The organism is Streptomyces sp. H51 (assembly GCF_035656535.1).
Lineage (GTDB): Bacteria > Actinomycetota > Actinomycetes > Streptomycetales > Streptomycetaceae > Streptomyces.
In genome coordinates, this window is sequence record NZ_JAYMHD010000048.1 from 162,323 (window position 1) to 176,729 (window position 14,407).

Annotated in this window: 14 protein-coding genes and 2 pseudogenes; 5 read left to right on the forward strand and 11 right to left on the reverse strand. The window is 73.8% G+C overall.

Annotation, left to right across the window (positions count from 1 at the left end):
* Nucleotides 1-91 precede the first annotated feature (91 nt).
* The 4 genes from VKA29_RS14305 to VKA29_RS14320 form a co-directional block, all read right to left on the reverse strand.
* The gene (locus VKA29_RS14305) at nucleotides 92-745 is read right to left on the reverse strand and encodes a hypothetical protein (RefSeq protein ID WP_324785892.1); all 654 of its coding nucleotides are present in this window, start codon (nucleotides 743-745) and stop codon (nucleotides 92-94) included.
* Between the two features lie 241 nt (nucleotides 746-986).
* The gene (locus tag VKA29_RS14310; RefSeq protein WP_324785893.1) at nucleotides 987-1,772 is read right to left on the reverse strand and encodes a GPP34 family phosphoprotein; all 786 of its coding nucleotides are present in this window, start codon (nucleotides 1,770-1,772) and stop codon (nucleotides 987-989) included.
* A 26-nt stretch (nucleotides 1,773-1,798) separates the two neighbouring features.
* Nucleotides 1,799-2,128 carry a hypothetical protein gene (locus VKA29_RS14315; protein ID WP_324785894.1) on the reverse strand — a complete coding sequence of 110 codons (330 nt, stop codon included), beginning with the start codon at nucleotides 2,126-2,128 and terminating at the stop codon, nucleotides 1,799-1,801.
* Nucleotides 2,129-2,515: 387 nt separating this feature from the next.
* Nucleotides 2,516-5,395 (reverse strand): BTAD domain-containing putative transcriptional regulator, encoded by a 2,880-nt coding sequence (locus VKA29_RS14320; protein ID WP_324785895.1) that lies wholly within the window; start codon nucleotides 5,393-5,395, stop codon nucleotides 2,516-2,518.
* 440 nt (nucleotides 5,396-5,835) lie between these two features.
* Here VKA29_RS14320 and VKA29_RS14325 point away from each other — a divergent pair, with 440 nt between their 5' ends.
* Nucleotides 5,836-7,230: an FAD-binding oxidoreductase gene (locus tag VKA29_RS14325; RefSeq protein ID WP_324785896.1), complete on the forward strand. Its 1,395-nt coding sequence runs from the start codon at nucleotides 5,836-5,838 to the stop codon at nucleotides 7,228-7,230.
* Nucleotides 7,231-7,327: 97 nt separating this feature from the next.
* On the opposite strand, the gene VKA29_RS14330 is transcribed toward VKA29_RS14325, so the two are convergent.
* Complete coding sequence (locus VKA29_RS14330) at nucleotides 7,328-8,122, reverse strand: uracil-DNA glycosylase (RefSeq protein ID WP_324785897.1); 795 nt, start codon at nucleotides 8,120-8,122, stop codon at nucleotides 7,328-7,330.
* A gap of 189 nt (nucleotides 8,123-8,311) precedes the next feature.
* Here VKA29_RS14330 and VKA29_RS14335 point away from each other — a divergent pair, with 189 nt between their 5' ends.
* The 3 genes from VKA29_RS14335 (at nucleotide 8,312) to VKA29_RS14345 (ending at nucleotide 9,523) form a co-directional block, all read left to right on the forward strand.
* Nucleotides 8,312-8,674, forward strand: a complete 363-nt coding sequence (locus VKA29_RS14335; protein ID WP_324785898.1) for a DUF488 domain-containing protein — start codon at nucleotides 8,312-8,314, stop codon at nucleotides 8,672-8,674.
* Nucleotides 8,675-8,679: 5 nt separating this feature from the next.
* The gene (locus tag VKA29_RS14340) at nucleotides 8,680-9,084 is read left to right on the forward strand and encodes an STAS domain-containing protein (RefSeq protein WP_324785899.1); all 405 of its coding nucleotides are present in this window, start codon (nucleotides 8,680-8,682) and stop codon (nucleotides 9,082-9,084) included.
* Nucleotides 9,085-9,319: 235 nt separating this feature from the next.
* Nucleotides 9,320-9,523 carry a cold-shock protein gene (locus VKA29_RS14345; protein ID WP_324785900.1) on the forward strand — a complete coding sequence of 68 codons (204 nt, stop codon included), beginning with the start codon at nucleotides 9,320-9,322 and terminating at the stop codon, nucleotides 9,521-9,523.
* A gap of 144 nt (nucleotides 9,524-9,667) precedes the next feature.
* Here VKA29_RS14345 and VKA29_RS14350 read toward each other — a convergent pair whose 3' ends face one another.
* Together VKA29_RS14350 and VKA29_RS14355 are read right to left on the reverse strand one after the other, a co-directional pair.
* Entirely contained in the window at nucleotides 9,668-10,006 is a 339-nt protein-coding gene (locus VKA29_RS14350) for a carboxymuconolactone decarboxylase family protein (protein WP_324785901.1), read from the reverse strand.
* Nucleotides 10,007-10,284: 278 nt separating this feature from the next.
* A complete protein-coding gene (locus tag VKA29_RS14355) occupies nucleotides 10,285-11,604 on the reverse strand; it encodes a GAF domain-containing SpoIIE family protein phosphatase (RefSeq protein ID WP_324785902.1) in 1,320 nt (439 codons plus the stop codon).
* Nucleotides 11,605-11,972: 368 nt separating this feature from the next.
* Between VKA29_RS14355 and VKA29_RS14360 the strand changes: the two genes are divergently transcribed.
* Entirely contained in the window at nucleotides 11,973-13,025 is a 1,053-nt protein-coding gene (locus VKA29_RS14360; protein ID WP_324785903.1) for a tellurite resistance/C4-dicarboxylate transporter family protein, read from the forward strand.
* Nucleotides 13,026-13,123: 98 nt separating this feature from the next.
* Here VKA29_RS14360 and VKA29_RS36970 read toward each other — a convergent pair.
* The 4 genes and pseudogenes from VKA29_RS36970 to VKA29_RS14375 all read right to left on the reverse strand — a co-directional run.
* Nucleotides 13,124-13,276 (reverse strand): annotated as a pseudogene (locus tag VKA29_RS36970) (hypothetical protein); the annotation flags it as partial.
* 1 nt (nucleotide 13,277) lies between these two features.
* A pseudogene (locus VKA29_RS36975) lies at nucleotides 13,278-13,415 on the reverse strand (biotin carboxylase N-terminal domain-containing protein); the annotation flags it as partial.
* Nucleotides 13,416-13,418: 3 nt separating this feature from the next.
* Complete coding sequence (locus VKA29_RS14370; RefSeq protein WP_324785905.1) at nucleotides 13,419-13,661, reverse strand: acetyl-CoA carboxylase; 243 nt, start codon at nucleotides 13,659-13,661, stop codon at nucleotides 13,419-13,421.
* An 82-nt stretch (nucleotides 13,662-13,743) separates the two neighbouring features.
* Entirely contained in the window at nucleotides 13,744-14,340 is a 597-nt protein-coding gene (locus VKA29_RS14375) for a LamB/YcsF family protein (RefSeq protein WP_324785907.1), read from the reverse strand.
* Nucleotides 14,341-14,407: the final 67 nt, after the last annotated feature.

Genomic DNA, 14,407 nt, shown 5'->3' on the forward strand with positions numbered 1-14,407 from the left:
GCCCATGATCCGCAAGCCGGCTTGGAATCCGCTGGAAACCGTCGGCCGGAGCGTCAAGGGCTCCTCGCGTGGCGTGGGGGTGGCGCGGTGCTCAGTCGGTGACGAGGACGTAGTCGTGGCTCTTCTCCACGGAGACCAGCTTCAGGTGGACGCGGCCCTGGTCGTCGGTGGTGCGCTGCCATCCCCAGCGCTGCGGGGAGTGGTCCTGCTCCGCGTCCATGTCCGAGTCGCTGTTGCAGCCGCCCTGGTACGCCTGGCGGTTGATCTCCGGCTCCAGGATGATCGTCTGTCCGTCCTGGGTTGCCTTGCCGCGCTGGTAGGTGAGCGCCCGGCTGTGGCAGGCGCTGCCGCTGATGTTGGTCGCGGTGTAGCCGGACCAGACGTAGTGGCCGTCGGCGGTGATACGGATGCCGCTGCCGGCCCGGACGGCGTCCGGATCGGACGGCCAGCCCGACTGCGGGTCGTAGATGTCCAGGTTGCGCTTGCCGAGCGTCAGGTAGTCGGACGGCTCCTGCCATTCGCCGACCAGTTGGGCGGAGACCTTGCCCGCGGGTTTGCCGGCCGCGGTGGTGGAGGCCGCGGCAGCGGGGGTCTTGGCGCCCGGTGTCGCGGCGCCCGATCCGGCGATGCCGTCCACGTCCCCGGTCGGGCCGCAGCCCACCAGGAGCGCGGCGAGCGAAAGACCCAGGGCGGCGGCGACGCGGCGGGGACCTCGACGGGACGGGGCGGTGGGGACGGTGCGCATGGGTCTCTCCCTGGAGACGGAACGAACGGATCAAGTGGCAGGCCGGGCGCCGGCCTTCGAGGCGTGGCCCGGGTCCCGACGAGTGTCCGGCCACCTGCTGCAAGGCGGCTGCAGAGGACGGCCGTCCGCTGCCGCGCGGCTTGCAGCCGGCTTCAAGGCCCCAGGGCCGACGGCCCTCCGCCGCGAACGCCCGGGTCGCGGCATCGGCTCACGCCCCCGCCGCGGTCGCGGTGACGGGGACTCAGCCGCTGTCGCTGAGGAAGCCCCAGTCGTTGTCGGTCAGATCGATGCCGTCGCCGCGGCCACCGGAACCGGCGGCCTGGAGCAGTTCCCTGGTGGCGTCCGCGATCGGCAACTCGAAGGCGAGGTCCATCAACGGATCGACCAGGCCCCGGTCCCGGAACGGCGCGGGCAGCCGTTCCACGAACGCGCTCGCCCCGATCAGGGCGGCGAGATGGAGGTCGCGGGCGTCGGACGGCCCGGCCGCCGGTCCCCCCTTCCCGGACCGGACGGCGACCCCGGCCCGGGAGGCCAGCCGCGCGGGCCAGCCCGGGTCCGCCCGCAATCGGTCGCCGCCGACGTCCAGGACGCCCAGCAGGCGCCGGGGCCGTCGGGCCGCGAGGCCGCGGGCGGTCAGCAGCTTGAGCCAGTCGGCGTCGGGGCTGGGCGAGGCCGCCTCGCGCACCCAGCGCTCCAGGCTCGCCGAGCGGGATCCGCCACCGGCGTCCCGCAGCCGCCGCAGCAGGTCCGCCGACAGCGGGTCGCCGGACAGCGGGTCGCCGGACAGCGGGTCGCCGGACAGCGGGTCGGCCGCCGCGGCCTGCCGTTCCAGCGTGACCCGGGAGTCCCGCACGGTGATCGCCCCGCGGAGCAGCAGCTCGGTGAGCATGGCTCCGGCCAGGAGCAGACCGGTGTGACGCGGTGGCTTCAGGGCTCCGGTCCTGGGATGCGTGTGGAGCAGCAGCAGGTCCTCGGGAAGGGTGGTGGACGGCGCGGCGGGCATGTCGGAGCGGCTTGGCTCCCTCATCGGGACTCCATTCGGGGCGGGCGCGGTCAGGCGGCGTACGCGGCGACCGCCGGCGCGAGGCCGGCCGGACGCGTCCGCCCGGTCGTGACGAGCGGCCCCCCGTGCGATTCCACGGGACCCTGCCCCGTCCGCCGGACCGTCACCGGCAGTACCGGGGCCTCGGCCCACCGCACGGTGCCGACGGCGTCCCGCGCGCACACGGCGCCCACCACGGCCCCGGGACGGTGCCGGACGGGCGGGCGGCGGCCGGCGGTGTCCGCGCCGGGTCCGGGGCCGCCCGGGACGAGGACGGGACCCGCCGCGCCGGAGCGCGGCGCGGCCAGGCCGTCGAGGGACGGCACGCGGGTGTTCGGCACGGCGATTCCTTCCTCCGTCGGGCGGCAGGTCCGGCGTTCGGACCGTGCGACGCCCGGGGCGGGTCGGACACCCGCGCCGTCCGGGCGGCCGTAGCGGAGCATGGAGATCCACTCTGCAAGGCCACTGGAACCGGCCCACGGCCCGCCGGTCCCGGCTTCCCAGCGAACTCCAAGCCGATGGAGCCAGCATCGTGTCCGGGAAAAGGGATGCGTGACGGTGGCTGGGTACGGGGGTGCCTCACCGCCGGGCGCACCACCACCGGGAACGGGCGCACAGACGCCCGGATCCACGGGGACGCATGACGGTGGTGGGGTACGGGGGTGCCTCACCACCGTCGGCCGCGTCGCAGCCGGGGACGGGCGCCCCGGCGGCCGGACCGGTGCCGGTCACGGACGAGGGCGCACGTCGGCTTCCGCTCCCGCTTCCCGGTCCGCGCCCGCCCCGAGAGAGGTGACGGAGCGATACATGTACTCGTTCATGTCCGCGGGCGACATCTTCCGGCCCGCCTCGTGGCAGCGGACGAAGTCCTCCGTGGACAGCGCGTCCCGGACGAGCCGGGCGTGCCCCGGCCCGTCGACGGGGTCCATGAGGACCGGCGAGTACCCGATGCGGGAACCCTGTTCCTCGACGACGCCCAGGAGCATGGCACCGGCCTCCCGGTGCCCGGTCAGCGTCAGCGCGGCGGCGGTGGCGTGGGCGATCGCCAGCCAGCCGGTGACGTCGCCCTCCTCCTCGATCACCCGCAGGGCGGTCACGCCCGCGGCGAGCGCCTCGGCCGGGCGGCCCTCGTCGATGTCGCTCTTCATCAGCAGCCACGCGGACGACGCCTGGACGAACCGGTGACCGCAGGCCCTGGCCAGTTCCCTGGACCGGGTCAGGATCTCCCGTGCGCGGTCGCTCGGTCCCGTCATGCGCAGCAGCATCCCGAGGACCATGAGCGTCTCGGACTCCAGCCAGGGTTCCTGCGACGCGCGGGCCAGTACGACCGCGCCCTCGGCGATCTTCTCGCTGCCCGGCTTGCCCAGCAGCCCCTCGAACAGCGCACGGTAGGCGAGCGCCCCGGCCTCGGACCTGAGGTCGTCGGCCTCCCGGGCGTGCCGGGCCGCTTCCGCCGACGCCTGGGCCGCCGTCGCGAAGTCGCCCAGCAGGTAGGACAGCGCCCCCATCCCCATCAGCGCGCGTGCCCGCGGACCCGGCGCGCCCTCGGGGCAGATGTCCAGGGCCGCCTTCAGCCAGCCCAGGCCCTCGGCGATGTGACCCCACCGGTACCAGTACCGGTGCAGGGCGCCGGCCAGGCGGAGCGCGTACTCGGAGTCCCTGGCGAGCAGCGCGGAGGTGAACGCCGCCCTGATCTCGGGCAGGTCCCGGGTCGTCTGTTCCATGCCCGCCCGCGCGTGCTTGCCGTACAGCAGCTGCTCGGCCGCCTCGGCCCGGCCCAGCACCCACGACCGGTGCGACGCCTGGGCGGCGGTCAGCACCGCCGGATCGGCCTTGCGGCGGGCGAAGTCCTTGAGGGTCTGGAGCATGCGGTAGCGCCGGGGCCGGCTGCCGGCCACCGTGGCGAGCAGGGACTTGCGGACGAGCGCGGTCAGGTCGGAGAGCACCGGCCTGCCGCCGACCGCGGTCGCGGCGTCCAGGTCGAAGCCGCCCGCGAACACGCTGAGCCGGTAGAACAGCTCACGCTCGGGCTGGTTCAGCAGCCGGTGGCTCCACTCCACGGTGGTCTGCAGCGCCCGGTGCCGGGCGGGGCCGGTCTCCGGTCCGCCGACGAGCACCGCGAAGGGATCGTCGAGGGCCTGCGCGATCTGGTCCACCGCCAGCATGCGGCACTGGGCGGCGGCCAGTTCGATGGCCAGCGGCAGCCCGTCGAGTTCCTGGCAGATCGCCTCGCCGGTCGCGATCTCGTGGGTGTCCGGGACCCAGCCGGGAACGGCGGCGGCCGCCCGGGCGAAGAACAGCTCCCGGGCCGCCCCGGGCGGCAGCGGCCCGACCTCGTACACCACCTCGCCCGCCACGCTCAGCGGCTCGCGGCTGGTGGCGAGGATCCGCAGGCCGGGGCAGTGCGACAGCAGGTGGGCGACGGTGCTCGCGGCGGCGCTCAGCACGTGCTCGCAGTTGTCCAGGAGCAGCAGTGTGCTGCGCGCGCCGAGCACCTGCGCCAGGCGCTCCGCCGTCGTGGCGTCGCGGAAGCCGAGCACGTCGGCGATGTCGGCGACCAGCAGCTCGGGATCGGGGGTCTCCAGGTCGGCGAGCTCCACCAGCCACGGCCCGTCCTCGTCGTCGCGCGCGTGGGCCACCTCGAGGGCGAGCCGGGTCTTCCCGATGCCGCCGGCGCCGGTGAGCGTGACCAGGCGGTTCTCCCGGAGCAGGGCGCCGATGCGGGCCCGCTCCTCGTCCCGTCCGACGAGTCCGGTCAGCGCCAGGGGCAGCCGGCGACCGCGCCGTGCCGGGGACGCGGGCTCGAGGTCCACCGGCTGCACCGGGCCGGTGACCGGCGGCGCGGCGGAGGAGTCCTGCTCCAGCAGCGCCACCTCCAGGCGGCGCAGCGACGGTCCCGGGTCGACGCCCAGTTCCTCCGCGAGCACCCGGCGGGCCGTGCGCAGCGCCGACAGCGCGTCGCCCTGCCGCCCCGACCGGTACAGGGCCAGCGCGAGCAGTTCCCAGCCCCGTTCGCTGAGCGGCTGCTCGGCCGTGTGCTTCTCCAGGTCGCCGATCACCGCGGTGTGCCGCCCCCGGGCCAGTTCGGCGGTGAACAGGTCCTCCTGGGCGGACAGCCGAAGACCGTGCAGCCGGGCGGCCTCGGGCACGGCGAAGGCGTACTCGGCGAACTCGTGGTACGCGGGTCCCCGCCACAGCCCGAGGGCCTCACCGAGCACGGCGGCGGCCGCCTCGGGGTCCCCCGAGCGCACGAGACGCTCGCCCTGTGCGGCGAGTTCCGTGAACCGCTCCGCGTCCACCTGATCCGGCTTCAGGCGCAGGGCGTACCCGAGGCCCTCCCGGACCAGCACCCGCGCCGAGCCCCCGGTCGCGCGTCCCGGCTCCAGTACCTTGCGCAGGCCCGCTATGTACGAGTGCAGGGTGGCCGTGGTGGGGTCGCTCTGGCCGTCCCACGCATCGTTGATCAACACGTCCTGCGGCACCAGCCTGCCGCGGGCGGCCACCAGCACCGCGAGCACGGCACGCTGCCGTATCCCTCCCAACGCGACCGGCCGGCCGTCCACGCTGGCCGAAACAGGCCCCAGTACACCGATGCGGACCTCGTGCATTCTTCGCCCCGTCCCTCAATTGGACCAAGAGAATGCCAGAAAAGGTCGCCAAAGCAGAACGGCTGCCGCCCATCCGGACATATCCGTGACATTACTGTCCGGCCGACTGCGCGGTGGCGGGCCGGCGCGAGGCCGTGCCACGGCCGCACCCCGGCCCGCTTCCCGGGTCTCCACCGGCCGTCACCTCGGCGTTCGCCGGGACCGGACCGTCGCCTCGGAGCCCACCGCGACCGGGCCGTCGCTTGACGGCCGCTGGAGTCCGGCCGACGCCTTGAAGGTCGCTGGAAACCCGTCGCCGCCCTCTGGAACACCGTTCCAGCTGCCTTGCAGAACCGGCCCGCAGGATCGGTTCCGGCCACCCGGTCAGGCGCTCCACGAGGAGACCTGCCGACGGGCCGGCCGAACGGTTCGAAGCCCTTCTCAGGACTGGAGACATACCGATGCCCACGCCAGTGACCCCCCACCGCTCCCTCACCGAAGACGACGTACGGCTGCTGCGCTCCGGGGTCTCGGGCCAGGTGTACCTGCAGGGCGACCCCGGACTGGCCGAGGAGGCCGCCGGCTTCAACCTGGCCGTCGTGCACCACCCGGTCGCCGTGGTGGCGGCCGGCCACGCGCAGGACGTCGTGGCCGCGGTGCGCTGGGCCGCCGAGCGGGGCGTCCCGGTCGCCGTCCAGGCCACCGGGCACGGGAGCGCGCCGTGCGACGGCGGGCTGCTCATCAGCACCCGCGGCATGCGCGGAGTCGTCGTCGACCCCGAGCGGTCCGTGGCGCGCATCGAGGCGGGGACCCGCTGGCGCGAGGTCGTCGACGCCGCCGCCGGGCACGGCCTCGCCCCGCTGTGCGGCTCGTCCTCCGGTGTGGGAGCGGTCGGCTACACCCTCGGCGGCGGCATCGGTCTGCTGAGCCGGGAGTACGGTTTCGCCGCCGACCACGTGGTCGCGCTCGACCTGGTGACGGCCGACGGCCGCCTGCGGCACGTGACGGCCGACGCCGAGCCGGACCTGTTCTGGGCCGTCCGCGGCGGACGGGGCCAGTTCGGCATCGTCACCGCCATCGAGGTCCGTCTCTTCCCGGTGACCACCCTGTACGCCGGAGGCATCTTCTTCGACGCCTCCTCGACGGCCTCGGTGCTGCACGCCTACCGCGCCTGGGCGCCGACGCTTCCCGAGACGGCGCACAGCTCCGTCGCCCTGCTGCGTCTGCCGCCGCTGGAGGAGATCCCGGAGCCGCTGCGCGGCAAGTTCGTCGTCCACCTGCGGTACTCGTTCAACGGCCCGGCCGAGGAGGGCGAGGCGCTGCTCGCGCCCATGCGCCGGAGCGGCCAGGCGGTGCTGGACCACATCGGGCAGCTGCCGTTCACGGAGACGGACTCGGTGTGCCAGGACCCCACGCACCCCATGCCCGGCTGGCACCAGGGCAGCCTGCTCCGCACGCTCGACGAGGACACCGTCGACGCCCTGATCGCGGCGGCGGGCCCGCAGGCCGACGTGCCTCCGCTCGTCGTGGAGATCCGGCAGCTCGGCGGTGCCCTGTCCCGTCCCGCGACCCCGCCGAACGCGGTCGCCGGCCGTGACGGCGCCTACTGCGTGCACGTGGTCGGCCCGCTGCTGCCCGGCCTGGAGGAGGCGGTCCCCGCGGCCGGGAACGGCGTCGTCGACGCGCTGAAGCCCTGGTCGACCGGTGGCGCGCTGCTCAACTTCGCCGCGGTCTCCACTCCGGAGGACGTGGCCGCGGTGTGGGGCGCGGAGGACCACGCCCGGCTCGTCGCCGTCAAGCGCGCCGAGGACCCGGCCAACCTCTTCCGCTTCGGGCCGGCCCTCTCGGACGACTGACCGGCCCCGCCCCACCGCCTCCGCACGGGCACCCGCCCCCGCACCCCGGGGTGCCCCGTGCCCGGCCGCCGCGATCCGCCCGCCCTGGACACCGGTCTCAGGTGTCCAGGGGGCGCGCTCCGGTACGGGTGGGCAGTCCGGCGGCCTCCGCGCCACGGCGCAGGACGTCGCGGAGCATGGCGGGTGTGAGGGTGCGGGTGGACATGTTGCGCCGGCTGGGGTGGTAACCGCCGATCAGCCACACCTCCCGCTCGCCCGCCGGATCGACGACCGGCGCTTCGGCGCCGTGCCCGAAGACCGGGCGCGGTCTCGGCAGCCGCCATCCGGCGCCGGCCAGCACGGGCAGCAGCGCGTGCCAGGCGAACGCGCCGAGGACCACGACCGCCCGCAGGGTCGGCCGCAGCAGCTCCAGCTCGCGGGCGAGCCACGGACGGCACGTGTCGCGTTCGGTCGTGGTGGGCCGGTTGGCCGGGGGAGCGCAGTGCACCGGCACCGTGATCCGCACCCCGTACAGCTCCATCCCGTCGTCGCGGTGCGCGGCGACCGGCTGGGAGGCCAGCCCGATGTCGTACAGGGCGGCGTACAGCGCGTCGCCGGACGGGTCACCGGTGAAGATGCGCCCGGTGCGGTTCCCGCCGTGCGCGGCCGGAGCCAGCCCGACGATGACCAGCGACGCGTCCGCCGGGCCGAACCCGGGCACCGGACGCGCCCAGTACTCCCAGTCCCGGAACGCCCTGCGCCTGACCCGCGCGACCTCCTCCCGCCAGGCCACCAGCCGCGGGCACGCCCGGCAGGTCGTCACCGCCGCGTCCAGCTCGCCCGGTGAGCGCGTCCGAGGCGCCGTCCGCGCGGGAAAATCAGGTGCCTGGGCCGAAGGCCGTCTGCCGGGCATGTGCCCTCCTCGTCGATACGCCGTTCCGGACGCCGCCCCTGCCGGATCGGCCCGACCGACCCGGCGGCATCCCGGCCGATGCGCACGACCGCTCGATAAGATGGACGGGTCGGGTCCACGCGCTTCGCGGCAGCGACTGGAGCTGCCTGTCCGGGCCGGGAGTCCCGACCGATCTGGAAGGGCACGGTCATGGCCGAACAGATCACCTGTCGCAGAATCTACGAGGAAGCCACGCCGCAGGACGGCAGGCGCGTGCTGGTCGACCGGATCTGGCCACGGGGCATGCGCAAGGAGGACGCGCATCTGGACGAGTGGCTGCGCGATGTCGCACCGTCGAACGAACTGCGCAAGTGGTACGCCCATGAACCCAGCCGGTTCGCCGAGTTCCGCCGCCGCTATCTGGCGGAACTGCGCGACGCCGGACACCGCGAGGCGGCCGGACACCTGCGTGACCTGGCAGCGCACGACAAGCTCATGCTGCTGACCGCCACCAAGGACGTCGACCACAGCCAGGCCGCCGTCCTCGCCGAATGGCTGACCCGGAACAGGTGACGGCAATGCGAGCGAACATCGTCCGGCACGAGAGCATGACCGTGAGCTACACCGTGGTGAACGGCTGGACCGTCGTCGAACTCGACGGCGACGTGGACGCCCACACCGCCCCCATGATCCGGGAAGCGGTGATCAAGCTCATCGACGACGGACACCACCACTTCGTCCTGGACCTGGGTTTCGTGCCCTTCATGGACTCGATGGGGCTGGGCGTGATCGTGGCGATCACGAAACGCATCCGGCAGCACGACGGCTCACTGCGCGTCGCGTCCGCCTCCGGCCGGACCCTGAGGATCTTCGACCTCAGCGGCCTGCGTGAGTCCTACGAGATCTGCCCCTCGACGGAGGAGGCCACACGAACCGCCCCCTCGTTCGGCAGCCTCGCACACTGGCCCCATGTCGCCGACTGAGGGGCGCATCGCCTTCGCCGTGCACCGGCGTACGACGGGTCCCACGGCGTTTCGGCCTGGCGGTGCCCTCGGAAGAGGGCTTAGCGTAATCCACAGAGCAGTCGTGGTTCCGAAGTCGTTCGCCCGCGGTCACCTTGCCTGCGGGCGCTTTGCCGTGCAGCCCTCTCCGGACCAGGGCGATCACCTCCGGACCCGCAGCACCGTGCGGGCCCGAACACCCTCGAAGGAGACAGACATGGCCAAGGGCACTGTGAAGTGGTTCAACGCGGAGAAGGGCTTCGGCTTCATCGAGCAAGAGGGCGGCGGCCCGGACGTCTTCGCCCACTACTCCAACATCACCGGTCAGGGCTACCGCGAACTGCGGGAGGGCCAGCACGTCGAGTTCGACGTCACGCAGGGCCAGAAGGGTCCCCAGGCGGAGAACATCCGCGTCGTCTGATCCGGCGGTCCGGACAAGCCCGGCACGAAGCGTGCCGGGCTTTCCGTGTCCGGCCCGGCAGGGCGCCGCCCGCAGGCGAGCGGAGAGACCGCCCGGTGCGCGGGGCGGCGAGGACCGCTCGGGGTTCCGGTGTGCCCGCTGTCGTCAGTGGGGTCCGGTCTCTCCCATCGCGTGCAGGGCGAGCGTGGAGTGGGCGTAGGCGCCGCCGGCGCGCATCTCGGCGGCGACCCAGATGGCCTCCATGATCTCTTCCGGGCTGTTGCCCTTCCGCCGCGCGAGGCGGGTGTGGCCCTGAATGCAGTACGGGCACTGCGTGACGTGGGCGACGGCGACGGCGATCAGCTGCTTGGTCTTCTCCGGCAGCGCCCCCTCGGCGAACACGGCCCGGCTGAAGTTCTCGAACGCCTCGTTGACGGCCGGAGCGAGCCGGGCGCGGCGCCGGCCGATCTCCGGGGTGGCCGGGTGGTACACGGCTTCGGTCATGGTCTCGCCTCCACATGCTGTTGCACGACGCGTCTTCCCGTCCTACCACCGGGCCGGACGTGTCGCTCCGGGCGCAGCGCGTCCGCGACGCGTCCTCCGGGCGCTGACACGCGGGGTGAGGCACCGATCGGCGCAGAGCGAAAGAGGTCCGGTCGGGTGATTCCGAGGCACTCGGGCGGGCGGCCGCGTCCGAGCCGGGCCCGGCCCGCCGGCGGTGAATCATGGAACGCCGGCCCGAGCTCTTCCACGGCCGGGGCGGCATCCGGGTCGCGTGGCCGTCAGCGTGCCGGGCCGTCGGAAGGGGCACGCAGGACCAGCAGGGCGACATCGTCGTCGAACACCTGCCGGCTCCGGCTGATCAGGGTGTCGCACAACTCCTCCAGCGGGGCCGCGGACAGACGCGCGGCCTGCTCGGCAAGGTTGCCCAGCCCGGTGTCGATGTCCTGGTCACGGCGCTCGACCAGCCCGTCGGTGAACAGCAGCAGCGTGCTGCCGCAGGGGAGCGGGTGTTCGTGGCTGAACCGGGAGACGCTCGCGTCGATGCCCACCGGGATCCCGTGCCGGGCGGGCGCCAGGTAACGCGCATCGCCGCCCGCGCCGACCAGCAGCGGCGGCAGGTGCCCGGCGTTGCTCCAGCCGAAGCTGTACCCACCGCCTCCTGCTCGGCCGCGCTCGATACGGCCGAGGACCAGGGTGGCCGTGGGCGGGTCGGTGAACCTCGTCAGCGCCTGGTCCAGCCTTGACATGACCAGGCCGGGCGGTTCGCACCGGTCGAGAGCGATGGCGCGCAGCATGTTGCGGACCTGTCCCATCAGCGGGGCGGCCTCGACGTCGTGGCCGGTCACGTCGCCCACCACGACACAGGTGGCGCCGTCGGGCAGGACCATGGCGTCGTACCAGTCCCCGCCCAGCCGCACCAGTTCGGAGGCGGGTACGTAGCGGGCCGCGGCCTCGAGCGGCGAGAGGTCGGGAAGCACGGGCAGCATGCGGCGCTGGAAGTGCTCGGTGGCGCGTTTGAGGTGCTGGTACAGGCGGGCGTTCTCCAGACTGACGCCCGCGGCGCCGGCCAGAGCCGTCAGCAGGTCCTCGTCGTCGTCGTCGAAAGGCGTACCGTCCAGCTTGTCGGCGAGGTAGAGGTCGCCGTAGACCGTGCCGCGCACCAGGAGCGGGACGCCCAGCAGCGTCCGCATCACCGGATGCCCGGGCGGGAAGCCGATCGAACGGGGGTGCGCGGCCACGTCCGCCACCCGCAACGGCCGCCGGTCGTCCACCAGGGTGTGCAGCAGCCCGTGGCCCTGCGGCAGGCCCATGGCGGCGCGGGCCGCCTGCGGGTCGTCGATGCCTACGGTGACCAGGTCGATGACCTTGCCGCTCTCCGAGAGCACGCCCAGCGCCCCGTACCGCGCGGCCACGAGGTCGGTGGCCGCTTCCACGATGCGGTGCAGCACCGTGCGGGTGTCCATGTCGGTGCTGACCGCCCCGATCGCGTCCAGCAGGCGCCGCAGCCGGTGCCGGTCCAGCGCGAGCTGCGGCGACCACGCGGTTCCCCGGTCCCCGGCCTGGCCCCGCCCCCGCTGCTGCCACGGGCTGTGAGCCATGGTGCTTCCTCCCGGCGCCGTCGGACGCCGTCGTTGTTCCGCCCTGCTTTGTCACATTACGCGCCGAACCGGGCCTTGAGCAGGCCATTGTGGGGCGCCTGTCCGTGCCCGTCAGTGCCCGCCCGTCCGCGCCCGTCCGTGCCCGTTCGAGGAAGTCGCTGCACCCGGCTTCCCCCTGCCGCGCGGCCCTACACGCGGGCCATGTGCGGGACGCGAGGACGGCGGGCGATGCGCGTGGCGGGCCTCGGCGGCCGGTCCGGACGGCCGGACATCATGCTGTTCGTCCTGGTTTGGGTGTCGGGCGGTCCGGGGAAGCCCCACCTGCCCGTGCGAACCGGCGGCCGGGGAGCCGGGACGGAGGTGATGGCGTGGCCGCGGTGTCCGGCAGGCCGACACGTGCGTGGCGCCGTGCGGCGGAGGACCTCAGCCCCGGAGCGTTCGACTTCGTCATGGCCACCGGCATCGTGTCCATCGCGCTGGCCGAGCACGGCGCGTCGGTCTCCGGCACGGCCCTGCTGTGGATCGCGGCCGTGGCGTACCTGGCGCTGTGCGCGGGCCATGCGTGGCGCCTGGTGTTCCGGTGGGAGCGTTTCCGCAGCGACCTCCTCGGGCCTGGCGGCTTCGCCTTCCTCACCTTCGTCGCTGCCTCCGACGTGCTGGCCGGACGCCTGGTGCTCGACGGGTACTACGCCGCGGCCACGGCACTGACGGCGGTCGGCGCGGCCGGCTGGCTGGTCCTCGGCTACGGTGTGCCGCTGCTGCTGATCCGCTCCACGCGTCCCCTGTCGCTGCGACAGGTCGACGGCACCTGGTTCGTCTGGGTGGTGGGCACGCAGTCCGTCGCGGTCGCCACCGTCGCGCTCGCCCCGCACGGCGGCGGCCGGGCCCTGGGCGTCCTGGCCTCGTCGTGCTGGGCCGTCGGGCTGCTCCAGTACCTGCTGGTCGCCGCGCTGGCACTGGCCCGACTGCTGCTGGAACCCGTCGAGCCGAGGGAACTCGTCCCGCCCTACTGGGTGTTCATGGGCGCCGCCGCGATCAGTGTGCTGGCCGGTGCGCGGCTCCTGCGCCTCCCGCCCGCGGACGCGCTGCTGCCCGGGGCGTTCGTGCTGGGCGTCTCGGCCGTGGCGTGGTCGTTCTGCACCTGGCTGATCCCGCTGCTGATCGCTCTGGGCCTGTGGCGGCACGTCCTGCGCCGCGTGCCGGTGCGGTACGAGACGGGTCTTTGGAGCATGGTCTTCCCGGTCGGCATGTACGGGGTCGCGACCCGGGAACTGGGCGAGGCGGCGGGCTTTGGCTGGATGACCGCGGCCGGTGCGGGCGAGGTGTGGGCGGCGCTGGCGGTGTGGGCGGCGGTCTTCGCCGGGATGCTCGCCGCGCTCGTCATCGGGCCGCGGGATCCCCACCGGCCGGGAACCGACTGACGGGCTGGACGAGCACGGCGGCGGCGGTCCGGTCCCACGACAGGGACCTCGCGCGCCCCACTCCCATGCTCGTTCCACGCACCGGCCTGCGTGCTCCGGCCCTCCTCCCTGGTCCGGCCGGTCACCAGCACCTTCGCGATCATCGAGTCGTAGCAGGGCTGGATCCGGTCACCCTGCTCCAGGCCGGTGTCGATGCGGACGCCCCGACCGCCCGGCCACTTCAGCCGGGTCACCTGCCCCCGCCCGGACACGCAGCGCCTCGGCGCCCGGTGCCGAGTGGACGGCGACGGCCTCGATGCCCAGGTCGTGGCAGGCGCTCACGAGGCGCACGGCTGTCCCACCGCGGTCGGCGACCAGGACCCGGGGCAGGGGTGCCGTCCGTGTGCTCACGGATCACTCCACGGTGAGAAGGGTCTGGCCCGCGTCGACCGTCTGCTCGTTCTCGACGAGGACCGCGGCGACATGGCCGGACGCCCCGGCCTGGACCTCCTGGAACATCTTCATGACCTCGATCAGTCCGACCACCGTGCCCGCGTCCACGGTGTCGCCGACCTCCACGTAGGGCGGCGACCCGGGGTCGGGGCGGCGGTAGAACACACCGGGGCACGGTGCCGCAACGGCCGTTTCCTCACTCATGCGCGGTCCTTTCAGGTTCGGCCCGGTCCGCCGGACCGGGTTTCAGCCGTCGGGCGCTCGGTGAGCACCCCCGGACGGCCCGTCATGCCGCCACCCCCTCGACCGGGACACCCGCCTCCACGACCGTCTGCCGGACCGTCGCCGCGGGTTCGACAGCACGGTCACCGTCGCCGCGCGGACCGATACCGCCCGCCGTCAGGTCCGCCGTCATGCCCGCCGGATTTCCGGCCTCGGTGTGCGGCCGGCCGCTCCTCGGGAATTGCCGCACCTGATCGAGTGCGAAATCCATGTCGGTCCCGGTGATTTTCCGTCCGATGACTGCGGTGCCGTTCTCTTCGTCGCTCGACTCCGGACAAAGGCCGCCGACGACGGTGTGCCTCCGCCCCTGCTGCTCGACGCGGAAGACGGTGCCGAACGCCGGTGCCGGGCCGAGCGGGATCCGGCGCCGGCCGAACCCCTCCGCGGCGCGGTGACCGGGATGGGCGCCGACCGTGACGCCGTGCCGCTCGGCGGCCGTGCGGACGGTCCGCAGCATGACCGTGGGATCGCCCGCGCACAGGCCGCAGGCGAAGTCGGCCGCGGTGATCAGCGGGAGGGTCTTCTTGCCAGGTCCCATGATCCGGTTGCCGAAGCTCTCGCCCATAGCGCGGTCGATATCGATCGCGGAGATTCCTGTCATGCGCGATTCCCTCCCGATCCGAGGGCGCGCTCGGTGCCGCCCGGCGAGGGGTACCGGGAGATATTGA